The organism is Streptomyces sp. NPDC057474 (genome assembly GCF_042802555.1).
Taxonomy (GTDB): domain Bacteria; phylum Actinomycetota; class Actinomycetes; order Streptomycetales; family Streptomycetaceae; genus Streptomyces.
The window spans coordinates 19,841-42,456 of the sequence record NZ_JBHVDX010000015.1; the positions used below are offsets into that span (position 1 = coordinate 19,841).

General features: G+C 70.9%; 18 protein-coding genes. 9 read left to right on the forward strand and 9 right to left on the reverse strand.

Features of this window, described 5'->3' with window-relative positions; translation table 11 throughout:
- Positions 1–27 precede the first annotated feature (27 nt).
- Complete coding sequence (locus tag ACFU53_RS06490; protein WP_383986608.1) at positions 28–2,313, reverse strand: MMPL family transporter; 2,286 nt, start codon at positions 2,311–2,313, stop codon at positions 28–30.
- Positions 2,314–2,460: 147 nt separating this feature from the next.
- Here ACFU53_RS06490 and ACFU53_RS06495 point away from each other — a divergent pair, with 147 nt between their 5' ends.
- The gene (locus ACFU53_RS06495) at positions 2,461–2,826 is read left to right on the forward strand and encodes a cupin domain-containing protein (protein WP_383986611.1); all 366 of its coding nucleotides are present in this window, start codon (positions 2,461–2,463) and stop codon (positions 2,824–2,826) included.
- 145 nt (positions 2,827–2,971) lie between these two features.
- Here the strand turns inward: ACFU53_RS06495 and ACFU53_RS06500 are convergent, their stop codons facing one another.
- Entirely contained in the window at positions 2,972–4,027 is a 1,056-nt protein-coding gene (locus ACFU53_RS06500) for a hypothetical protein (RefSeq protein WP_383986614.1), read from the reverse strand.
- 299 nt (positions 4,028–4,326) lie between these two features.
- On the opposite strand from ACFU53_RS06500, the gene ACFU53_RS06505 reads away from it, so the two are divergent.
- A complete protein-coding gene (locus ACFU53_RS06505; protein WP_383986617.1) occupies positions 4,327–4,791 on the forward strand; it encodes an SRPBCC family protein in 465 nt (154 codons plus the stop codon).
- Between the two features lie 46 nt (positions 4,792–4,837).
- Here the strand turns inward: ACFU53_RS06505 and ACFU53_RS06510 are convergent, their stop codons facing one another.
- The 5 genes from ACFU53_RS06510 to ACFU53_RS06530 form a co-directional block, all read right to left on the reverse strand.
- Complete coding sequence (locus ACFU53_RS06510) at positions 4,838–6,427, reverse strand: hypothetical protein (protein ID WP_383986620.1); 1,590 nt, start codon at positions 6,425–6,427, stop codon at positions 4,838–4,840.
- Positions 6,428–6,634: 207 nt separating this feature from the next.
- The gene (locus tag ACFU53_RS06515; protein WP_383986623.1) at positions 6,635–7,597 is read right to left on the reverse strand and encodes a hypothetical protein; all 963 of its coding nucleotides are present in this window, start codon (positions 7,595–7,597) and stop codon (positions 6,635–6,637) included.
- Between the two features lie 116 nt (positions 7,598–7,713).
- The gene (locus tag ACFU53_RS06520) at positions 7,714–8,436 is read right to left on the reverse strand and encodes a response regulator (protein ID WP_383986626.1); all 723 of its coding nucleotides are present in this window, start codon (positions 8,434–8,436) and stop codon (positions 7,714–7,716) included.
- The gene (locus ACFU53_RS06525) at positions 8,433–9,587 is read right to left on the reverse strand and encodes a sensor histidine kinase (protein WP_383986629.1); all 1,155 of its coding nucleotides are present in this window, start codon (positions 9,585–9,587) and stop codon (positions 8,433–8,435) included. Before ACFU53_RS06525 ends, ACFU53_RS06520 begins: the two co-directional genes overlap by 4 nt.
- Before the next feature lie 94 nt (positions 9,588–9,681).
- A complete protein-coding gene (locus ACFU53_RS06530) occupies positions 9,682–11,790 on the reverse strand; it encodes a DUF1996 domain-containing protein (protein ID WP_383986632.1) in 2,109 nt (702 codons plus the stop codon).
- A gap of 329 nt (positions 11,791–12,119) precedes the next feature.
- Between ACFU53_RS06530 and ACFU53_RS06535 the strand changes: the two genes are divergently transcribed.
- From ACFU53_RS06535 to ACFU53_RS06545, 3 genes are all read left to right on the forward strand, one after another.
- Positions 12,120–14,897, forward strand: coding sequence for a SpoIIE family protein phosphatase (locus ACFU53_RS06535; protein WP_383986635.1), 2,778 nt, complete (start codon positions 12,120–12,122; stop codon positions 14,895–14,897).
- Positions 14,898–14,959: 62 nt separating this feature from the next.
- A complete protein-coding gene (locus ACFU53_RS06540; protein ID WP_383986638.1) occupies positions 14,960–15,847 on the forward strand; it encodes a Gfo/Idh/MocA family protein in 888 nt (295 codons plus the stop codon).
- Positions 15,848–15,954: 107 nt separating this feature from the next.
- Positions 15,955–16,743, forward strand: a complete 789-nt coding sequence (locus tag ACFU53_RS06545) for a hypothetical protein (protein ID WP_383986641.1) — start codon at positions 15,955–15,957, stop codon at positions 16,741–16,743.
- Between the two features lie 34 nt (positions 16,744–16,777).
- On the opposite strand, the gene ACFU53_RS06550 is transcribed toward ACFU53_RS06545, so the two are convergent.
- Positions 16,778–17,560 carry an alpha/beta fold hydrolase gene (locus ACFU53_RS06550; RefSeq protein WP_383986644.1) on the reverse strand — a complete coding sequence of 261 codons (783 nt, stop codon included), beginning with the start codon at positions 17,558–17,560 and terminating at the stop codon, positions 16,778–16,780.
- A 196-nt stretch (positions 17,561–17,756) separates the two neighbouring features.
- On the opposite strand from ACFU53_RS06550, the gene ACFU53_RS06555 reads away from it, so the two are divergent.
- The gene (locus ACFU53_RS06555) at positions 17,757–18,722 is read left to right on the forward strand and encodes a DUF1152 domain-containing protein (protein WP_383986647.1); all 966 of its coding nucleotides are present in this window, start codon (positions 17,757–17,759) and stop codon (positions 18,720–18,722) included.
- Positions 18,723–18,763: 41 nt separating this feature from the next.
- Positions 18,764–19,747 carry an aldo/keto reductase gene (locus tag ACFU53_RS06560; protein ID WP_383986650.1) on the forward strand — a complete coding sequence of 328 codons (984 nt, stop codon included), beginning with the start codon at positions 18,764–18,766 and terminating at the stop codon, positions 19,745–19,747.
- Positions 19,748–19,825: 78 nt separating this feature from the next.
- Here the strand turns inward: ACFU53_RS06560 and ACFU53_RS06565 are convergent, their stop codons facing one another.
- The gene (locus tag ACFU53_RS06565; RefSeq protein WP_383986653.1) at positions 19,826–20,311 is read right to left on the reverse strand and encodes a hypothetical protein; all 486 of its coding nucleotides are present in this window, start codon (positions 20,309–20,311) and stop codon (positions 19,826–19,828) included.
- Positions 20,312–20,489: 178 nt separating this feature from the next.
- Here ACFU53_RS06565 and ACFU53_RS06570 point away from each other — a divergent pair, with 178 nt between their 5' ends.
- Together ACFU53_RS06570 and ACFU53_RS06575 are read left to right on the forward strand one after the other, a co-directional pair.
- The gene (locus ACFU53_RS06570; RefSeq protein ID WP_383986656.1) at positions 20,490–21,866 is read left to right on the forward strand and encodes an FAD-dependent oxidoreductase; all 1,377 of its coding nucleotides are present in this window, start codon (positions 20,490–20,492) and stop codon (positions 21,864–21,866) included.
- Between the two features lie 117 nt (positions 21,867–21,983).
- On the forward strand, positions 21,984–22,604 hold the full coding sequence (locus ACFU53_RS06575; protein WP_033528678.1) for an L-threonylcarbamoyladenylate synthase: 621 nt from the start codon (positions 21,984–21,986) through the stop codon (positions 22,602–22,604).
- The last annotated feature ends 12 nt before the right edge of the window (positions 22,605–22,616 follow it).

A 22,616-nucleotide genomic window follows, 5' to 3' on the forward strand; every position in this document is an offset into this window, starting at 1 on the left:
CGTCAACTAGCGTTTCACTGAAGCGAGTCAGCTGCTGAGCGGTCGGTCCTGCCCCTGCGGGACCGGCCGCTCTGCCGTGTTCCCCTCCGCGTCGATGTGCGGCATCACGCGGTCCAGCCAGTGGGGAGTCCACCAGGCGTGGCGGCCGAGGAGGGTCATCACCGCCGGGACCAGGAGCAGGCGCACGACCGTCGCGTCGATGAGGACGCTCACGGCGAGGCCGAGGCCCAGCATCTTGACGACGATGTTGTCGCTGACGATGAACGCGGCGAAGACGCTCACCATGATCAGGGCGGCACAGGTGATGACGCGCGCGGTGATCTCCAGGGCGTGGGCGACGGCGGCGCGGGCGTCGCCGGTGTGCAGCCAGGCCTCGTGGACGCGGGAGAGCAGGAAGATCTCGTAGTCCATGCTCAGCCCGAAGATGATGGCGAACATCATCATCGGGACATAGCTCTCGATGGGCACCTTGCCGGAGACGCCCAGGGCGGGGCCGCCCCAGCCCCATTGGAAGACGGCGACGACCACTCCGTACGAGGCGGTGATGGACAGGACGTTGAGGGCCGCCGCCTTCAGCGCGACGAGCAGGCCGCGGAAGACGATGAGGATGATCAGGAAGGCCAGGGCGACGACGACGGCGATGATCAGGGGCAGCCGGCTCGCCACGATGTCGCGGAAGTCGACCTGGGAGGCCGTGGTACCGGTGACGTATCCCTCGGCCTTGGTTCCGGAGACGGAGGCGGGCAGGGTGTCGTCGACCAGGCGGTTCACGAGGTCCGTGGTGTCGGCGTTCTGCGGGGACTCCTTCGAATAGACCGTGCCGACGAGGACGTCCCCGTCCTGGGTGGCGGACAGCGGGGTGACCGCGTGCGCTCCCTCGACCGCGTCGAGGTTCTTCTGCGCGGTGCTCTGCAGGGTCTGGCGGTCGGACGACGGAACGGAGGTCTGGTCGATGACGACGGTGAGCGGACCGTTGGAGCCCGGGCCGAAGGCGTCGGTCATCAGGTCGTAGGCGCGCCGGTCGGTGAAGGAGGTGGGGTCGGCGCCGTCGCCGATGTGGCCGAGCTGGATGGAGAAGACGGGGATCGCCAGGATGGCGATGGTCGTGACGCCCGCGGCCAGGAACTGCCAGGGCCGGTGCTCCACGCGCTGGGCGTACCGATGCCAGGTGCCCTGGATCTCCTCCCCCTCCCCGGCACCGGTCTCGGCGACCGGTTTGCGCACGTGGTACCGGTCGATGCGGCGGCCGATGAGCCCCAGCAACGCCGGGACCAGCGTCAGGGCGCCGACGACCGCCGTGACGACGGTGACGGCGGCCGCGAGTCCGAGTTTGCCGATGAAACTCACTCCGGACGCGTACAGCCCGCCCAGGGCGATGATCACCGTGCACCCGGAGACGAGGACGGCGCGGCCACTGGTCGACGCCGCGCGTCCGGCGGCCCGCACCGGGTCCGCTCCGTTCATGAGGTTCTGCCGGTGACGGGTGATCAGGAACAGGGCGTAGTCGATGCCCACACCGAGGCCGATCATCGTCGCCAGGGTCGGGGAGACGGTGGCGAACGTGAACGCGGAGGCGAGCAGCCCGAGACAGGCCAGGCCGCCGATCGCGCTCAGCAGCGCGGTCACCAGGGGCAGGCCGGCCGCGATCACACTGCCGAAGCCGACGAGGAGGACGACGATCGCCACCGCGAAGCCGATGAGTTCGCTCACCCTGTCGTCGGGCGCGGGCCGGGCCAGTTCACCGAGCGGTCCGCCGTACTCGACCTCGGCGCCCGCCGACCGCAGCGGCTGGACGGAGTCGTCGACGCCGTCGAGATAGCTGTCTTCGAGGGTCGAGGGCTGCACGTCGAAGCGGATGGTGATGTACGCCGTCTTCTGGTCGGACGACAGCGGGCCGACGTTCGGCTGCTGCGACTGCGACGACGACTGGGTGGCGGGTGCGGTGAGCGGGTTCTGCACCGACAGCACATGCGGCAGCTTCTGCAGGTCGTCGACCGTGTCGGACATCTGGGAGCCGAGCGAGGTGAGCGCCTTGTCCTTGTCGTGCAGGACGATCTGGCTGCTGTAGCCGCCGGCCGCCGGATCGTGCTTCTGCAGGACGTCCAGACCCTCCGTGGACTGCACGCCCGGGAGGGAGAAGTCGTCCGAGTAGTCGCCGCCGTAGGACCGGTTCAGTACCTGCAGGGCCGCGAGGGCGACCAGCCAGGCGACGATGACGACCACGAAGTGCCGGGCGCACCACTCGCCGAGTCGCCGCAGCCGGCCCGCCGCCGCCTTGGCCCCGCCTTCCCCACCGGAACGACTTGAGCGCATCGCCTCTCCCTCGGGAGCGATCTCCCGGAGCCCATTACACGACGCTCCGGCCGGCCCGGCACCTCCGGCGGCACCGGGTCCTCCGGTTGGCGGCCCCGGCTTGACAGGCGGACGATGGGAAAGTGGGTCGGAACGGAAGGAGCGGTCATGCTGGAGATCAAGACGGTCGAGAAGCCGGACGAACGGCGCGATTTCCCTCGGGGTCACCTCGAGGCCGTGCATCTCACCGGGCTCGACTTCGCCGTCGCCACCTTTGAGCCGGGCTGGCGCTGGTCCGAGTCCGTCGCCCCGATCGCGGGCACGGAGAGCTGCCAGGTCCACCACAACGGCTATGTGGTCCAGGGGCGCCTGCACATCCGCATGGACGACGGTGGTGAGGGTGAGCTCGGGCCGGGCGACGCCTTCGTGTGCCCGCCGGGGCACGACGCGTGGGTCGTGGGCGACGAGCAGTGCCTGGTGTACGACTTCGCCGGCCAGATGGCAAAGGACTACGCCAAGGCGAAGGACGAGTGAGCCGATTCGGGTGCGAGAGGGAGCGGAGGCGGTGGCGTACGCGCCCCGCCTCCGTCCGTCCGCCCGTGTGCGCGAGCCCCGCGGCCCAGGCCTGATCCGGACGGCAGGCCCTGGATCTGCCCTTGATGCAGGCCCTGGATCTGCCCTAGATCCCGTCGGACTCCCGCAAGTTGTCCAGCGTCGCGTTCGTGTCGCTCTTGAGCCACTCCACGACGTCGTCGACATCCGGCATGGTCACGTCGTCGTAGGTGGAGCCATAGGCGCTCCACCTCATCTCGTACGTCATCCAGCCGTCGCGCACCGCGAGGGTGGCCGACCGGCTGCCGCTGTTGTCGTCTCCGGACGTGGTGTCCTCGGTGACGAGATACGCCTCGTCGCCGAAGCCGGAGACCTCGTCCACGTCGTAGTCCTCGTACCTCTGGTCGTACTCGGCCCACAGGGCGGTGAACTCGGGGCCGGGGTCAGTCTTCTTGTGGAGGTCCATCTGGACCGAGAAGTACGCGTCGGAGAGGGAGGAGGTCGAGGATTCCTTGAGGGAGATGCTGCAGTAGCCCTGGTCGAGGGCCTCGTGCTCCAGGGAGTTGTTCACCGGGGCGGTGTCCTCCTCCGGGTATTCGGTCTTGAAGGACGAGTAGTCCACCGAGGAGCAGAGGTTGGACTTGGCCTGGTAGCCGCGCAGGTCCGCCTCCGTGTCGTCCTTGCCGAGCAGGAAGACACCGCCGGCCCACGCCGCGGAGGCCACCACCGCGCCCACCAGCGCCCACAGCACCGCGCGTCCGCCGGCGCCCGTCGCGGGCGGGGCGCCGAGGGGCGGGTAGCCGCCCGGCGGATAACCACCTGGCGGATAACCACCCGGCGGCTGGCCGTACGGATTGGCCTGGGCCGGTATCGACGCGACCGGGGGACCGTAGCCGGCCGGTGACTGGGGATTCGGGTACGGGTAGGCGCTCGGGGCCGCCGCCTGGTTCTGCGCCTGCGGCTGGATCGGTATCTCCGCCTGAGTCGGTGTCGGCGCCTGAGCCGGGGCCTGCGGCTGGAACTGTGCGGCGGGCGCCGCGGGCAGGGCCGGCTGCGGCTGGGGCACGGCTGCCTGCGGCTGGGCCTGGGGGCCGGACTGTCCCGGGGGCGGCCAGGCCGGGGACGCGGACGGCTGATCCTGTGGCTGCGGTTGCGCCGGCGCACCCTCGGGGCGTTCGGTCATCGGCTTCTCCTCGTGTCGTAATGGATGGAGTGCGGCGGCGGAGACGGAACTCGCCCAACAGGGACGCCGGACGAGGCGGCGGGGTGTCGTGTTCGAACGCGTAGAGGAGAAATACCCGCGGCCGGATCCCTTCCATGCGGCCTCGATGGCCCCGGCCGCACCTGAAGATCCAATCCTCTCAGAACGCCTCGCGCGCGGTCGTCCGTAGAACTACGCACCCCGTCTACGCAACCTGCCGTGCCGGCCGGGCGGCGGCCGTCATGGGGCGGGTGTCGGTACCCGGTGCTTTCATGGGAGTCATGACCAGCAGAAGTGTCGCAGTCGAGCGGCGTGTCGCCGCTTCTCAGGGGCGGGTGTGGGAGGCCCTGACGGACCTCGGCGGTATGCATCGGATGCTCAGCGGTGTCACGAAGGTCGAGGTCCTCACGGACGGGGGCTTCGGGGTGGGCACGCGGTGGCGGGAGACCCGTCGCATGTTCGGCAAGGACGCCACCGAGGAGATGTGGGTGACCGTCAGCGAGCCGCCCGAGCGCTATGTGGTGGAGGCCGAGTCGCACGGCTCCCGTTATGTCTCGGAGTGGCTGCTGCGGGCCGACGGACCGGACTCGACGACGATCCTGATGACGTTCTCGGCCGAGTCGACCGGTGCCGTCGCGGGTCTGCTCGCCAAGGTCATGGGCGGTATCGGCGCCCGTGCCGTGCGCAGGGCCGTCGCGAAGGACCTCGACGACGTCGCCGGGTGGGTGGAGGGCCGCAGGAGCTGAGCTGAGCCGCGCCTGCGGCCCTCCGGTCACCGTGCCCGGGTGCGCGTCAGGAGTCCAGGCCGTAGCCCGAGGTCACGTAGGCGCACTCTGTGTAGATGTAGCCCGACTCCAGCTTGGCGGTGTCGGAGGCGGCGCTGGACGCGCTGTCGCCCTTCGGCTTGTGCAGGAAGTACGTGGTGCCGACCGGCAGGCTGATCGTGCGCTGCGGGTAGTTGTCGTTGCCGCTGCACGGCTTGAAGCCGGAGACCAGGGTGCTGCTCCAGTCGTAACTGGTGCAGGTGCCGCAGCCCTTCAGGGTGAAGGTGCCGGTCACGGGGCCGGTGTACATGACCTGGATCTCGTCGGGGCTGTCGTTCTTGACCGTGACGGAGATGCTGCCGCCGGAGCGCGTGGTGGGCAGCTTCTTACCCGCCTCCGGCACCTCCTGCGCGATCTCGGCGGCGATCGCTATCTTCTTCGCGCGCGGCGCGTTCTTGTGGTTCTTGTTGGCGTCGACGAAGTCGTTCATCGACGTCACCGCCTCGGCGAAGTCACCGTCGTTGTACTGGTCCACGCCGCAGGTGTAGACGCCCGCGGACGCGGAGTCCTCGGCCCGTCCGGCGTCGGCGGCAAGGGCGTCGGCCACTCCGGCCTTGTCCCCCGGCAGCGCCTTGACCTGGGAGCCGAGCGTCCCCAGCTGGTCCACGGCGGTGCACGGGTCGTCACCGCCCACGGCCTTGACCGCCTTGTCGACGGCCGCCTTGACGTCGGGCTCGACCTTCGCCGCCTGGTCCGATTCGGGGAACGTGGTGAGGAGGTCGCTGAACTGGTCCTGCCAGCCAGCGGTGTTGCCGGCCAGGCTGTCGGAGGCGCACTCGTACAGCGAGGTGGCGAGCCGGTCGTCGGGCCAGGTGCTCAGCGAGCCGAGGTCCTGCTTGCTCACGGTCTGCGGGACCGTGCGCAGGTATTCGAGGGGAGCGACCGCGTCGCAGTACTCCTGCTCCTCGTAGGGGGCGCCGACCGTCGTGTAGAAGGTCTTCAGCCGGTCCGGGACCTTCTCGGCCGCCCGGGAGTCGGGGTGGTCGGTGCTGAGGTCGTCGTAGGCGGTCAGGGCCCTGCGGAACTCGGACTGGGTCGTGGAGAAGGACTCACCGGAGGCCTTGGTCACAAGGTCGTCGGCCTTCTCCAGCCGGTCCAGGAGCATCTCCTCGACGGCTTCCTTCCGCGCGGTCTCGTACAGCAGACCGCTCGCGACCGGTACGCCGAGGAGGAGGACGCCGATTGCGATGGCGAGCGGGGACTTCGCGGGCCACACCAGGCGGTTACGCAGGCCCAGGAAGGCACCGTGGACGGCCACGAGGAGGAGGAACAGGCCGTAGACGGTGAGGGTCGCGCCCGAGACGCCGTCGGGGTCGGCCGGCAGCACCGTGAAGAGCAGGAGGCCGGTGGCCGCCCAGGACAGCAGCGTCAGGAACGGGCGGCGCATCAGGGCGTAGCCGAGGCCGAGACCGCTGAGGTTCAGCAGGCCCACCCCGACGGCCCGCCAGCCGTCCGCAGGACCGGGCGGCGGCCCCGGCGGCATCGGAGGCATCGGAGGCACGACGAAGCTGTGACTCCAGCCGTCCTGGTCTCTTACGCCGTACTGATCCCCGGACATCTCGGATCCCCCCGTCAACTCCACCCGCATGCTTACGAATTGTCAGTGTACGGCCGAAACTCGATGCCGTGACAGTAGATTCTCGGGCGCAGGCAGAGATCGATTTCCATTCGTGACCGCCGCCCGAGAGGTGGCGCGAAAGGGTCGGTCGCACCGCCCGTCGGTGCGTGAAAGGTACCGGCCCCACAGCCTGTTGACGCACGGGGGTCACCGCCCGGTTCGCTCGACGAGCGGGGTTTTTTCCGCGTCCGGTCCGGGGCCCGGGGCGCGGCGGGCGAGGGACGCCTGGGCGAGGACGAGGGCGGCCGCCGTGCCCGTCGTGAGGAGGCCGGCCGCCAGCGGGATCCAGAGGGGAGCGGTCGGGTCGTACGGGGCGCGGCCGGCGTAGGCGGTCGCGGTGACGGCTCCGAGGACGGCGGCGTAGCCGAGGGCGGCGAGTGCCAGGACGATCCCCGCCCTACGGGGCCGGAGGCGGCCCGCGTCGCACAGGATCGCGAGCACGGCGAGGAGTTGGATGCCGTGCAGTCCGGTGGCGTGGGCGAGCTTGGCACTGCCTGCCGCTCCGAACAGCACCTCCTGCGGCACCCGCCCGGTGTCGTCGAAGGCGGCCTCCCCGATGGCGGCCATGTCGATGCCGATGTACCCGGCCACCAGTACGGCCGCCAGCCCCACGAGCGCGGCGACGCGGGACGCCCCGCTGCCGTCGAACCGGACCAGCGCGGCGACGAACAGCCAGACCAGGCCGAGGATCAGCGGCAGTATCAGGGTGCCGATCACCGACCAGATCGCGGAGTCGGTGTCCGTCGCCTGGTTGAAGTGGGACGCGACGCCGCGCCAGCGCTGGGCGGTGACGAGCCCGACCTCACAGACGGCGACGAGGACGACCAGCCCCGCCGGGACCCGTACCCACCATCGTGCGGGCATCTGCCGCATGATCCAGACCACGGACCACACCAGCAGCCCGAAGGACACCCCGAACGCGACCGGTTTGCGCCAGGACACCGGCCCCCACCACGGCGCCCCGTCCACGACCGCCACCACACCGTGCAGCACCCCGGAGGCCACCAGCAAGGTCCCGCACCACCACAGCAGCCGCTGACAACGGCCTTCCGGACGCACGGCCCGCCACACGTCCGACGCCAGAACCGCCCCCACACCCATCGCGCTCATCCCAGCTCCCCCCTCCCGCCGACTGGCCTGACCGTAGGGCGATGGAGGGAGCCGGGCGTCCCCCTACGGGGGTGCCGGGGCGTACCCCCGTGGGGGTATTCGGGCGTCGGGGCCGGTCATACGAAGTCGGGGTCCGTGCGGTCCCCGCGCGGCTCCATCAGGCCGGAGCGGTACGCCAGGACCACGGCCTGTGCCCGGTCCCGGGCGTCGATCTTGTGCAGGATGCGCTTGACGTGCGTCTTCGCGGTGGACTCGGCGATGCCGAGCAGATCGGCGAGTTCCGCGTTGGACAGTCCCTCGGCGATCAGGCGCAGCACCTGCGCCTCGCGGGCGGTGAGCCTGCGCAGCCGGGCACGGTCCCCGGCGTCCGGATCGGTGCGGGCCGTCCGGCCGTCGAGGACGAAGCGCTCGACGAGGGTGCGGGTGACAGACGGGTCCAGCAGGGTGTCTCCGGCGGCCACCGTGCGCACGGCGTCGATGAGGCGCTCGGGGGCGGCGCGCTTGAGCAGGAAGCCGCTGGCGCCGGCCCGCAACGCCCGCCACACGTACGCGTCGTCGGGGAACGTCGTCAGGACGAGGACCCGTGCGGTCAGCCCCGCCCCGACGATCCGGCCGGTGGCCTCGATGCCGTCGATGCCCGGCATCCGTACGTCCATCAGCACGACGTCCGGGGTCAGCGCATGGCACAGTTCCACGGCCCGTAACCCGTCGGCGGCCTCCCCGACGACCTCGATGTCCGGCGCGGTGCCGAGCGTCACCGCGACACCCGTGCGCAACAGGCCGTCGTCGTCGGCCAGGAGCACACGGACGGTCATGGCGTCGTCGGCACGGGCGGTCATGGCAGTGGCAGTTCGACGCTGAGGGCGAATCCGCCGTCGTCGTCGGCCGGACCATGGGCCACCGATCCGCCCAGCGCGGCGGCCCGTTCGCTGATGCCGCGCAGCCCGCGGCCCGGTCGGTACTGCGGCGGCGGTCCTTCACCGCCGTCCACGACGCGTACGAGCACCGCGTTCCCCCAGCGCTGTCTGCGGACCGTCACCTCGGCGGACCGGGCGTGACCGTGGCGCAGGGCGTTCGTCAGGGCCTCCTGGACGATCCGGTGGACGGACAGCCGCAACGCATGCGGCAAAGTGAGCGTCTCCGGCTCGATGCGCAGGCGTACGTCCATGCCCGCGTCCGCCATGGGGCGCACGAGTTGGTCCAGGTCACCCGGGTCCAGGGCGGTCTCGTCCCCGTCGCTCCCGTCGCTCCCGTCGCTCCCGTCGAACCCTCCGGCGGCGAGGTCGTCGTCGGCGCGCAGGACGCCGAGGAGACGGTCGAGTTCGGTGAGGGCGTCCCGGCCGGTGCGTTCGACGCTCATCAGCAGTTCGCGGGTGCGGTCGGGGTCGGTGTCGAGCACCATGCGTCCGGCGCCGGCCTGGACCAGCATGGCGTTCACCGAGTGGCCGACGACATCGTGCAACTCGCGGGCGATGCGCACCCGTTCGGCGACGACCGTCTCGCGGCGCAGCAGCCGCCGCAGCTCTTCCGTCTCCCTGCGGCGACGGGCCGTGCTGTAACCCGCCGCCCACACCAGCAGCCAGACGAAGACGACCGCGACCGGCACGACCGACGAGTCGTCCTTCGGGGCGAAGTACGCCAGCACGCCGGGTGGTACGAGCAGCGCGCCGAGACCGGCCCGGCGGGGGCTCGCGTAGAGGCCCAGCGAGTAGACACCGATGAGGTTCGCGACCGGCGTCAGCGGCCCGGGGCCCACCCACAGCGCCTCGACGGCGAGCCCGGCCGTGCCCACCACGTACCCGGCCAGCGGGGCGCGACGCCGGACGGCCAGGCTTCCGGCGATCACCGCGCTCAGTGCCAGGGTTATGGGCAGGGAGGCGTCGGTGTCGTTTCCCGAGCCCAGCCGTACGGCCACCATGGCCACGAGCACCACGGCGGCCGACGCGACATCGCCGAGCAGCGGCAGCCGCCGGGCCCAGACCTCCGCCATGCTCCGCCCCGAGTCATTCGATACAGGATCAATTCCTGTTCAAATTAACAAGGTTGGCGGAGCATGGGGATCGCATCCGGACGGTTCCGTCCGGTCACATGCCTCCGCGCCTGACCCGGCGGAGCAGGACGACTCCGGCGAGCACGGCCGCGCCGCCGATCATGGCAGGCCACAACTGCGCCCCGGTCTCGGCGAGGTTGCCCGTCGCCGACTCGGACCCCTGCGATCCGGGCTGACCGGCGGCCGACGGGACGTTGGCGGCGGGCGTCGTCTGCTCGGGGGCCACGGCCGCGCCGCCGTTGTCACCGCCGTCGTTGTCACCGCCGTCGTCCGCGCCCTTGTCGGCGTTCTTGTCGCCGCCCTCGTCGTCGGCGGCGGCGTTGCCGCGCTGGGTCGCCTTCACCGAGCCGAGGACCTGGGGCTCCTTGTCGCCGCCCTGGTTCGCCTCGTCGTCCCCACCGCCGGGTGCCTGAGCGGTCTCGGTGGGTTCGGCCGTGTTCTCGTCCTGGTCCTGGTCCTGGTCCTGGCCCTGGTCCTGGTCCTGGTCGTTGCCGGGCTGCTCCTGGTCCTGGCCGTCGTTCTGATCCTGGCCCTGGTCCTGGCCCTGGTCGTTGCCGGGCTGCTCCTGGTCCTGGTCCTGGTCATCGCCCTGACCGGCGTCGCCGCCCTGGTCGCCACCGTCGCCCTGGTCGCCACCGTCGCCCTGGTCACCGCCGTCGCCCTGGTCGCCGCCATTGCCCTGGTCGCCGCCGATGTCGGCCGCGTCGCATTCACGCCCGTCGTTGATGCAGTCCACCATCTCCCGCATCAGGTCCTCGTCGAAGACGTTGATGAAGTCGCCGTGGTCGGTGACGGCTTTGTGGAGTTGCTCGGGGAAGGCGTCCACGGCGAACAGCGGGGTCGTACGGCCGCCGTCCTGGAGACTCGGGGCGTCGACGTCGTAGACGATGCGCTGGACCAGCTGCGGGATGGCCTTGAAGCCGGCGGCGCAGCTGCCGTCCGCGGCGGCGAAGGCCACGTGGGTGCGGTGGTTGGCGCTGTCGATGTTGCGGCCGTCCCAGCAGCTCTGGAACTTGAACGTGCGCACGACGTCGCTGCCGGCGGGGCAGAGCGGGTACTTGTCCTTCAGCTGCCGGTCCTCGAAGCCGGTGCAGCTCCAGGACGCGTTGGCGTTGGCCGTGCCGTTGACGAAGGCCTTTGCGTCGCCGGTGATGATGCGCAGCAGTCGCGGCATCTCCGTGACGTCGCCGCGCGGGCTGCCCTCGAAGCTCATCGTGACTTCCTTGGGCGTCACGATCTCACCGGCGTTGCCCTCGATGCCGCCGCCGGGCGAGTTGGCGTCCTGCTCGGCGGTGCCGTTCTGCAGGCGGATCACCGGCCAGAAGTACGAGGACCTGTCGCCCTGGTTCTCACAGCTGGTGTCGGCGGCCGCGAGGTCCTCGTCGCTGGCGAACGCACTGTTGCCCTGGTTGCCGACGTAGTCGTGGAAGTGGTGGGCGCCGTTGGAGACACCGGGGGCGACGATGACATTGTCGGAGTTGAACACGCCGCCTGCGTTCACGCCGCAGTCGGTGCTGAAGGAGCCGGTGGAACCGTTCTGCTGCCCGCCGCGGTTCCGCGCGTTCGGCTGTACGGACTTGATGTCGGCGTAGTCCGCGGCCACCGGCCCGTTGCCGGCCTGACCGCCGTTGCCCTGCTGGCCCTGCCCGCCCTGCTGATCGCCCTGGTCCTGACCGTCACCGCCGTCGTTCTGGCCATCGCCGTTCTGATCTCCGCCGCCCTGCTCGCCACCGTTCTGGTCGGCGTTCTGGTCGGCGTTCTGGTTCTCGGCGGGGCGCAGTTCACAGGCGGCGAGGGCGTCGAGTCCTTCGGGGCGGTCCCCGACGCGGTCGATGGCGATCGCGATCCGCTCGATCGTCGCGGCCCGCTTCTCCTTCAGCGGGTTCATGATCGCGTTGTCGGCGAAGCCGCCGTCCTGCTGCTGGGCCTGCGCGGAGTTCTGCAGACGCTGGTAGGCCTCGGCTATCTGCTGGTCCAGCGCGGCGAGTTCCTTGTCGACCTCCACCCGTGCCCCGTCGGGCACCTCCGTCAGTTCGCTCCCGACGTCCGGGCAGTCGATCGTGCCGGCGGCGGAGTTGACCTGCTGGACGGAGTCGTCGGCCGAGCCGTCCTCGGTGGCCGACGCGTAAACGTTGACGGCCACGAGCCCGCCTCCGCCCAAGATCAGCGCGATCGCGGCAGAGGTCGCGCGCCGTGCTCCTGATGGGCGTCTGCGCCTGGTGGTGCGTCCCACGGATAGCTCCTACAACGTCGTGGTCGGATCCGGGCATGGAAAACCCCAACCCAATACGGAGCCGGACCCCGGTGTGTTCAAACGCCTCGTGAATTCATAGGAATCTCATGGGAAGCGGCACGTCACGGGTGGTCACAGCGCTGACGGACGTCTCGTCGGCCGTGCGGCCGGTGACATCGGCCGTGACAGTGCGTGACCCCCTCTCGCCTCCAGGCGCGTGGCAGTGTAGACATGGGCACATGGTCCGTCTCCTGGGTCGATCTCGCTCTCAGTCGACCCGCCGTCCCCAGGGTCGGCCCGCGCAGGGCCGGGACGACCGCGCCCGGCGGGTACCGCACGGATCCGACGGGGGCGCAAGTCGGGAGCCGGGGGACGGGTGGGGCCCGCTCGCGGGGTTGCGGTCGGCGTTGAGCGGCCGCAGTGTCGCCGGGCAGGTGTTCCTGCTGCAGGTGGTGATCGTCCTCGTACTGGTCGTGTCGGCCGTGGTGGCGCTGGTCCTGCAGGTGCGGTCGGACAGCACCAAGGAAGCGCACAACCGTTCGCTCGCCGTGGCGGAGACGTTCGCCAACGCGCCCGGCACCCGGGAGGCGCTGACCGCCGACGATCCGACGGCTGTGCTCCAGCCGAGGGCCGAGGCCGCCCGGATCCAGTCCAAGATCGATTTCATCGTCGTGATGAACACCGAAGGGATCCGTTACACCCATCCCAAGACGGACCGCATCGGCAAGCAGTTCGTCGGCACCCTCGATCCCGCGCTCAAGGGCGAGTCCTTCACCGAGGAGATCAACGGAACCCTCGGTCCGCTCGTCCAGGCCGTGGTGCCGATCAAGGGCCCCGACGGCTCGGTCGTGGGCCTGGTCTCGGCCGGGATCACCACCGAGAACGTGGGTGGGGCCGCGGACCGGCAGCTGCCGCTCCTGCTGGCCGCCGCCGCGGCGGCCCTCGCCCTGGCCACGGCGGGCACGGCACTCGTCAGCAAGCGGCTCCTGCGCCAGACCCACGGCCTCGGTCCGTCCGAGATGACCCGCATGTACGAGCACCACGACGCGGTGCTGCACGCCGTACGGGAGGGCGTGATCATCGTCGGCGGCGGGGGCCGGCTGCTGCTCGCCAACGACGAGGCGCACCGCCTGCTCGACCTGCCCGCGGACGCCGAGGGGCAGGACGTCCTCGCCCTGGGCCTCGAATCGCACATGGCCGACCTGCTGGCTTCGGGACGCGTCGCCAACGACGAGGTGCACCTCGTGGGCGACCGGCTGATCGCGGTCAACCAGCGCGCCACCGATCTGCAGGGCGAGCCCTCCGGCAGTGTCGCCACGCTCCGCGACTCCACCGAGCTGCGCGCCCTGTCCGGGCGCGCGGAGGACGCCCGGGAGCGCCTGAGGCTGCTCTACGACGCCGGAGTGGGCGTCGGCACCGGTCTGGACGTGACCCGCACCGCCGAGGAGCTGGCGGAGGTGGCCGTCCCCCGGTTCGCGGACTTCGTCACCGTGGACCTGGCCCCGGCGGCGCTCAACGGCGACGAGCCCGAGACGGCCACCACACTGCGCCGTACGGCGTTCAGCGGGATCCGCAAGGACGCGCCGCTGTACAAGGTGGGCGAGCAGATCGACCTCGTCCCCTCCTCGCCGCAGGCCCGCAGCATCGACAGCGGCAGTTCGACCCTCGTGGCCGACCTCAGCCGGGCGATCGGGTGGCAGGCACAGGACCTCGAACGGTCCGCGCAGGTCGTCGAGTACGGCATCCACTCGCTGATCACCGTGCCGCTGCGTGTGGGCCAGCTGGTGATGGGCGTCGCCAACTTCTGGCGCTCGGAGAAGCCCGAGCCGTTCGACCAGGAGGAGCTGGCCCTCGCCGAGGAACTCGTCGCCCGCGCGGCGGTCTCCATCGACAACGCGCGCCGCTACACACGCGAGCACACGATGGCCGAGACCCTGCAGCGCAGCCTGCTGCCGCGCCACCTTCCCGAGCAGAGCGCCCTGGACGTCGCCTACCGCTATCTGCCCGCGCAGGCCGGGGTGGGCGGGGACTGGTTCGACGTACTGCCCCTGTCCGGCACCCGGGTCGCGGTCGTCGTGGGCGATGTCGTCGGGCACGGGCTGCACGCCGCGGCCACGATGGGGCGGCTGCGCACCGCGGTCCACAACTTCACCGCGCTTGACCTGCCGCCGGACGAGATCCTCGGGCTGCTGGACGAGATGGTCAGCCGTATCGACCAGGACGAGGCGGTCCTGGACGGCACCGCCCCGATCACCGGGGCGACCTGCCTGTACGCGATCTACGACCCGGTCTCGCGGCGCTGCGACGTCGCCCGCGCCGGCCATCCGCCGCTCGCGGTGGCCCGGCCCGACGGCACGGTCGACTTCCCCGAGGTGCCTGCCGGTCCGCCGCTCGGCCTGGGTGGGCTGCCCTTCGAGACGGCCGAACTGGACCTCGACGAGGGCAGCCGGCTGGTGCTGTACACCGACGGGCTCGTCGAGCACCGGGAGCGGGACATCGACGACGGTCTCGAACTGCTGCGCACCGCGCTGGCCGGGGCCGACACCTCACCGCAGGGCACCTGTGAGGCCGTGCTCGACGCGCTGCCGCCGAGCCGGGCGAGCGACGACATCGCGCTGATCGTCGCCCGCACCCGCGCGCTGGACACGGGCCGCGTCGTCGAGTGGGAGGTGCCCGGCGACCCGGCGGCCGTCGGCCTGGCGCGCGCCGACGCCACCCGGCAGCTGACCGAATGGGGCCTGGAGGAGCTGGAGTTCACCACCGAGCTGATCCTCAGCGAGCTGGTCACCAACGCCATCCGGTACGGCGGCGGCCCCATCCGGGTCCGTCTCATCCACGACCGCCAGCTGATCTGCGAGGTCACCGACAGCAGTCACACCTCCCCCCATCTGCGGTACGCCGCCACGACCGACGAGGGCGGCCGCGGCCTCTACCTCATCGCCCAGCTCACCCAGCGCTGGGGCACCCGCTACTCCCCCACCGGCAAGACCATCTGGACCGAACAGGCACTGCCCTGAAGGTCGTGGACAGGCCCTGTCCCGAGGGACACGGCCCCCAACGCACAAGGAGAGACCGGAGCATGCGTATCGGACTGCTCGGAACAGGACCGTGGGCCGAGATGACCTACGCGCCCGCGCTGAGCGCGCACCAGGAGCTGGACTTCGTGGGGGTGTGGGGCAGGCGCCCGGAGGCGGCCAAGGAACTGGCCGACCGGCACGGCGGTCTGCCCGTGTACGAGGACGTCGACGCCCTGTTCGCCGACGTGGACGCGGTGGCCGTGGCCCTGCCGCCCTCCGTTCAGGCACCGCTCGCGGCACGTGCCGCCCGGGCCGGCTGCCATCTGCTGCTCGACAAGCCCCTCTCGACGGACGTCGAGGAGGGACGGGCCGTCGTCGAGGCGGTCGAGGAGGCAGGGGTCGCCTCCGTCGTCTTCTTCACCGCCCGTTTCCAGGCCGCGACCGACGCGTGGATCACCGCACAGGCCGCCGGTGGGGGCTGGTTCACCGCCCGCGCGGAGTGGTTCGGGTCGCTGTTCGACGACGAGAGCGACAGCTCCTTCGCGGCCTCGCCGTGGCGGCGGGAGAAGGGTGGTCTGTGGGACGTGGGCCCGCACGCCCTGTCCGTACTGCTGCCGATCCTCGGGGACGTCGAGAAGGTGGCCGCAGCCGTACGCGGGCCCAAGGACACGGTCCATCTGGTCCTCCTGCACGCCGGCGGGGCGTCCAGCACGGTCACTCTCAGCCTCACCGCTCCGCCCGCGGCCTCCGGCGCCACGGTCGAGCTGCGCGGCCGGACCGGGACGACCGTCCTGCCCACGTCCGACGAAGGTGGCGTGCCGGCTCTCGTGCGGGCGGGGGACGCGCTGTTGGCGGCGGCCCGCAGTGGCCGCCCGCATCCGTGTGACGCCGCGTTCGCGCTGCGGGTGACGGAGCTACTGGTCGCCGCGGAAGGGCAGTTGACCGGCTGATACGCCCGACTCCCGGGCCCACGTTCGAGTTTGCGTTCGACCGATACCGGACATCGTCCGGTGGCGGGCATGCCTTCGCCTCGCGCGTTTCGGTGAGGAGGGTGCTCGTGGGTGGAGACGGGGCGGTCACCGTGCCGCTGCGGGACAGGGTGGGGAAAGCACGACGGGATCAGGACACGCGGACGGTCATGCGGCTGCGCCTGGGGGTCGGCGCCATCGGCGTCGGTCTGCCCCTGGCGCTGCCGGCCGGCAACTGGATCGCGGCGCGGCTCGACGGCCGGACCGGGGAGGACGCCTGGCCCGGTTCCATGAGCGGCTCGTACCACACGAGCACCCGCGACATCTTCGTCGGCGCGCTGTGCGCCCTCGGGATCTTCCTGGTCGTCTACCGCTACAACAAGTACAACGACGTCACAGGCACGATCGCCGGGGCCTGTGCCCTGGGCGTCGCACTCTTCCCGACCGCCCCGAGCTCCGGTGGCGACGCGGGTCAACAGACGATCTCCGTGCTCCACCAGGTCTTCGCCGTCGCGCTGCTGACGGCGATGGCCGCGTTCTGTCTCCTCATGTACAAGGCACCGGGCATCAAGGACCGGCCGTACGCGCGGCGTCCCTACCTCGTGGCCGGTGTGCTGATCCTCGTCTTCATGGCGCTCGCCGCCGCGGCGGCGGTCACCGAGGTGGGCGACGACTGGCTGATCACGCCCCTGTACCTGTGCGAATGGCTGTCCGTCTGGTCCTTCGGCTTCGCCTGGACGGGCGCGGCCCTGTCCCTCGCCGCGGACATCGACCGCCTGCCCAGGACCCGGGCGGTCGTCGGCGTCGTACTCGGACGGCTGCACTCGCTCGGCGGCCTCCTGGGCCGGGGGAAGGCACGCTCGCGCGCGACGGTGTGACCACGCCCGGCCGGTTGGCGTTCGGCGGCGGGGCTCAGCGGCGGGCGCCGGTGAGGAAGCGGTCGAGGGTGGCGGTGAGCTCCGCCGGCTTCTCCACGGGGAGTTCGTGGCCGGCGTCCAGGATGCGCACTTCGGCGTCCTGGCAGGCCTTGGCCATGCGGAGCATCTGGGAGACGGGGAGCTGGATGTCGTAGTAGCCGTGGACGATGAGGATGGGGGTGCTGATCTCGCCGAGGCGGTCGAGGACGTCGAAGGCGCGCATGGCGCTGTACAGGGTCATGACGACCTCGCGCGGGGTGGCCGCGGAGGCGCGGATGTACTCCCGGATCTCCTCGCGGGGGTAGCCGGGGGCGAAGGCCCGCTGGATGTTGGCGGCGACGAACATTTTGAAGGGGACGCGCGTGGAGGCCGCCATGAGCAGGCCACGGCCTCGGCTGTAGGTCATGCGGCCGATGGAGTTGACCAGCACCAGGCGCTCCACCCGCTCGGGGTCGGTGAGGGTGATGGTCTGGGAGATCATGCCGCCCATGGAGTGGCCGACGAGGACGAACCGCTCGACCTCCAGGTGATCGAGGAGGGCGAGCACGTCTCTCGCCAGCTCCTCGATCGTGCGCACCCCGGCGCCGCCGCTCTCGCCGTGCCCGCGCAGATCGAGCCGGATCACGCGCCGCTTCTCGGCGAAGTGCGCGGCCTGGTGGTCCCAGCGGTGCCGGTTCGCGGTCCAGCCGTGGACGAACACCAGGGGCACGCCGTCGCCTTCGCGGGGGCCCTCGTCGTCGTACGTCAGCGCGGCGCCGTCGACTTCGAGCTGCGGCATGGGGCCTCCTGCGGTGCGGTCCGGGTCGGTTCGGTGCGATCCGGTTACTGACCGGTACGGTAACCGGCGGCCCGGCCCCGCGTCACCGTCGTTCGCCGAGGAAATCGGGGATGTTCCCGCAATGATTTCTCAGGGCCTCAGGCGTCGCCCCCGGAATTCGCGGGCGCCCCGCTCATCGCCCTGTTAACTTCCCCCGGTGTTCTCCCTCCAACAACCCCCGTTCTTCACACGGCTGCGCGACGCGGGGCGCGTGCTCATAGCCGGTGCCGGTGGCGGTTTCGACGTCTACGCCGGTCTGCCGCTGGCCCTCGCCCTGCGGTCGGCGGGCAAGGAGGTTCATCTCGCCAACCTCTCCTTCGCCGATCTGTACGGCCTGAGCCTGGACGTGTGGCTGGAGCAGGACGTCGCGGCCATCGGTCCGGACACCACGTTCCGGGGCGACTACTTCCCCGAGCGCGCCCTCGCCCAGTGGCTGGCCCTGCACCGGCTGCCCAGCACGGTGTACGCGCTGTCCCGTACGGGTGTGGCACCCCTGCGGGCCGCCTATCGCGCGCTCATCGACCATCTGGGCGGGGTGGACGCCGTCGTCCTGGTGGACGGCGGCACCGACATCCTGATGCGCGGCGACGAGCACGGGCTCGGGACGCCGGAGGAGGACATGGCGAGTCTGGGTGCCGTCGCCGGTCTCGACGAGGTCCCGGAGCGGCTGGTGGCCTGCCTGGGCTTCGGCGTGGACGCCTACCACGGGGTCAACCACTCGCTGGTCCTGGAGAACCTGGCCGCGCTGGAGCGCGACGGCGCCTACCTCGGCGCGTTCTCGCTGCCGCGCGACAGCCGCGAGGGCGCCCTCTACCTGGACGCGGTGGCCCACGCCCAGCACTGCACGCCGACCCACCCGAGCATCGTCAACGGCTCGGTCGCGGCCGCCGTGCGCGGCGAGTTCGGCGACATCCGCTTCACCGACCGGACCCGGAACAGCGAACTGTTCATCAACCCGCTGATGGCGCTGTACTTCTGTGTGGACGCGGTCGGACTCGCCCGCCGCAACCTCTACCTCGACCGGCTGGAGAAGACCGAACTCACCCGCCAGATCAGCTCGCTCGTCGAGGAGTTCCGGGACGAACTGCCCCGGCAGCGCCAGCCGCGCGCCTTCCCGCACTGACCATGCGGAGCGTATGACAGGACAGGTGACAGACTGACGCCATGGAAGAACGCGCATTCGGTAGGTCGGATCAGCACGCGTCCGTCGTCGGTCTCGGCACGTGGCAGCTGGGCGCCGACTGGGGAGACGTCGACGACACGGAAGCCCTGGCGGTGCTGGAGGCGGCGGCCGAAGCGGGGGTGACCTTCTTCGACACGGCCGACGTCTACGGCGACGGGCGCAGCGAACAGACCATCGCCACGTTCCTGCGGAGCAGGCCCGACCTCCATGTGTTCATCGCGACGAAGATGGGTCGTCGCGTGGACCAGATCCCCGAGAACTACGTCCTCGACAACTTCCGGGCCTGGAACGACCGGTCCCGGCGCAACCTCGGTGTGGACCGTCTCGACCTGGTCCAGCTGCACTGCCCGCCCACGCCGGTCTACTCCTCGGACGAGGTGTTCGACGCCCTGGACACCCTGGTCGCGGAGGAGCGCATCGCCGCGTACGGCGTCAGCGTGGAGACCTGCGCCGAGGCGCTGACGGCGATCGCCCGGCCGAACGTGGCGAGCGTGCAGATCATCCTCAACCCGTTCCGGATGAAGCCGCTCCTCGACGTCCTCCCGGCGGCCGAGAAGGCGGGCGTCGCGATCATCGCGCGTGTTCCGCTGGCCTCGGGGCTGCTGTCCGGCAAGTACACGAAGGACACGGTCTTCGCGGAGAACGACCACCGTACGTACAACCGGCACGGCGAGTCCTTCGACCAGGGCGAGACCTTCTCCGGCGTCGACTACGCCACGGGCGTCGAGGCGGCCGTCGAGTTCGCCGCGCTGGCCCCCAACGGATTCACCCCGGCCCAGCTGGCCCTGCGCTGGATCATCCAACTGCCGGGCGTCACGACGGTCATCCCGGGCGCCCGCACGCCCGACCAGGCCCGCGCCAACGCTGCCGCCGCCGCGCTGCCGCCGCTGTCCGACGAGACGCTCACCGCGATCCGGGACCTGTACGACCGCCGGATCAAGGAGCAGGTGCAGGGCCGCTGGTAGGACCTGGCGGTGCCGTCGCGCGGGAAGCAGCCGGTCGGGCCGCTTCCCGCGCGGAGCGTCCGTGACGCGTCGGGCGTGTCAGATGCGGCCGCCCGTGAGCCGGGTGAGCGGGCCCTGGACCTGGCGTCCGGAGCGGCGGCCGACCGCGTAGGAAGCGGCGGTCAGGGCGGTCAGGCCCGCGCCCACGCCGGCGGCGACGAACTTGCGGTGGGCGATGACGGTCATGGCCGTCTTGGCGGTGGCGGCCACCTGGCCGGAGGCCTGGACGACCGCCTGGCGGCCCGCCTCGACGCCCTTGACCGCGCTGTGCACGGCGCTGTTCGTGCTGTCGACCGCGCGCTTGGTGGTGTCGGCCGCGCGTCCGGCACCGGCCTTGGCGGACGACGCCGCGTCGTCCATCGTGATCGCGGCCGTCTTCGCGGACTCGGTGGCCGGTGCCGTCGCCTTGCCGGTGGTCCGGCGGGCCTTGGCCGCGGCCGTCTCGGCGGACGCGGAGTTCTCGTTGGGGTCCTTGTTCGGTCGATTCATGGAAACCGCGTTGCCGTTCATCGCCCCGGCAAACACATCGCGTCCATGCTGGTGCCCACCGCCGGCCCCACCCCTCCCCCGCCGTCCGCCCAACCACCCTGATGACATAAGATCGCCTTATGAGGTCATAGGCCCGACCCGCGTACCTGGTAAGGGTCACCTTAGTTTAGGGTTGCCGACGAGTCGCTTTTCTCCGCTCGAAGGGAACCTGAACATGCCCCGCCCTCTGCGGGTAGCCATCGTCGGAGCCGGACCCGCCGGGATCTACGCCGCCGACGCGCTGCTGAAGTCCGACGTGGCCACCGAGCCCGGTGTGTCCATCGACCTCTACGAGCGGATGCCCGCCCCCTTCGGACTGATCCGTTACGGCGTGGCCCCCGACCACCCCCGCATCAAGGGCATCATCACGGCCCTGCACCAGGTGCTCGACAAGCCGCAGATACGTCTCTTCGGTAACGTCGACTACCCGACGGACATCAACCTGGACGATCTGCGTGCGTTCTACGACGCTGTGATCTTCTCCACGGGCGCGACGGCCGACCGCGCGCTCGACATCCCCGGCATCGACCTCGACGGCTCCTACGGCGCGGCCGACTTCGTCTCCTGGTACGACGGCCACCCGGACGTCCCGCGCACCTGGCCCCTGGAGGCCGAGAAGGTCGCCGTCCTCGGTGTCGGCAACGTGGCGCTCGACGTGGCCCGCGTCCTCGCCAAGACGGCCGACGAGCTGCTGCCGACCGAGATCCCGGCGAACGTCCACGAGGGTCTGAAGGCCAACAAGGCGCTGGAGGTCCACGTCTTCGGCCGCCGCGGCCCGGCGCAGGCGAAGTTCTCCCCGATGGAGCTGCGGGAGCTGGACCACTCCCCCAACATCGAGGTCATCGTCGACCCCGAGGACATCGACTACGACGAGGGTTCCATCGCGACCCGGCGCGGCAACAAGCAGGCCGACATGGTCGCCAAGACCCTGGAGAACTGGGCGATCCGCGACATCGGCGACCGCCCGCACAAGCTGTTCCTGCACTTCTTCGAGTCGCCCACCGAGATCCTCGGCGAGGACGGCAAGGTCGTCGGCCTGCGCACCGAGCGCACCGCCCTCGACGGCACCGGCAACGTCAAGGGCACCGGCGAGTTCAAGGACTGGGACGTCACCGGCATCTACCGCGCGGTCGGCTACCTGTCGGACAAGCTGCCCAAACTGCCCTGGGACGTCGAGTCGGGCACCGTCCCGGACGAGGGCGGCCGGGTCATCGAGGAGACCGGCGCGCACCTGCAGTCGACGTACGTCACCGGCTGGATCCGGCGCGGTCCGGTGGGCCTCATCGGGCACACCAAGGGCGACGCCAACGAGACCGTCTCCAACCTCCTGGACGACTTCGCCAACGGCCGGCTGCACGAGCCCTCGGCGCCCGCCCCGGAGGCCGTCGACGCCTTCCTCGCGGAGCGCAACGTCCGCTTCACGACGTGGGAGGGCTGGTACAAGCTCGACGCCGCCGAGAAGGCGCTGGGTGAGCCGCAGGGCCGTGCGCGCGTGAAGATCGTCGAGCGTGAGGACATGCTGCGGGCCAGCGGAAGCGCTCCGCTGGGTTAGGCGGACGGGGATCGGGGGACTGCGGGCCGTTCGAAGCCGCGAGTCGTACGTGGCTGGTCGCGCAGTTCCCCGCGCCCCTGAAGGGGCGCGCCCCCAGTGGAGGCATAAGCTCGGCCAATGGCCAAGTACTACGACGTGCACCCCGACAACCCCCAGCCGCGTGCGATCGGGCAGGTGGCCGACAGCATTCGTCAGGGTGGGCTCATCGCGTATCCGACGGACTCCTGCTTCGCGCTGGGGTGCCAGCTGGGCAGTCGTGACGGCATCGAGCGGATCCGTACGATCCGGCAGCTCGACGACCGTCACCATTTCACCCTGGTGTGCGAGAACTTCGCGCAGCTGGGCCAGTTCGTGCACGTCGACAACGACGTGTTCCGCGCCGTGAAGGCGTCGACGCCCGGCAGTTACACCTTCATCCTCCCCGCGACGAGGGAGGTGCCCCGTAAGCTCCTCCACCCCAAGAAGAAGACCGTCGGTGTGCGCATCCCCGACCACCGGGTGGCCCAGGCCCTGCTCGCGGAGCTGGGCGAGCCGCTCGTCTCCAGCACGCTGCTGCTGCCCGACGAGGAGGAGCCGCTGACGCAGGGCTGGGAGATCAAGGAGCGTCTGGACTACCTGGTCGACGCGGTGGTGGACTCCGGCGACTGCGGCACGGAGCCGACGACCGTCATCGACTTCTCCAGCGGCGAGGCGGAGATCATCCGCAAGGGCGCGGGCGACACCTCACGCTTCGAGTGACCCCGCCGGGCA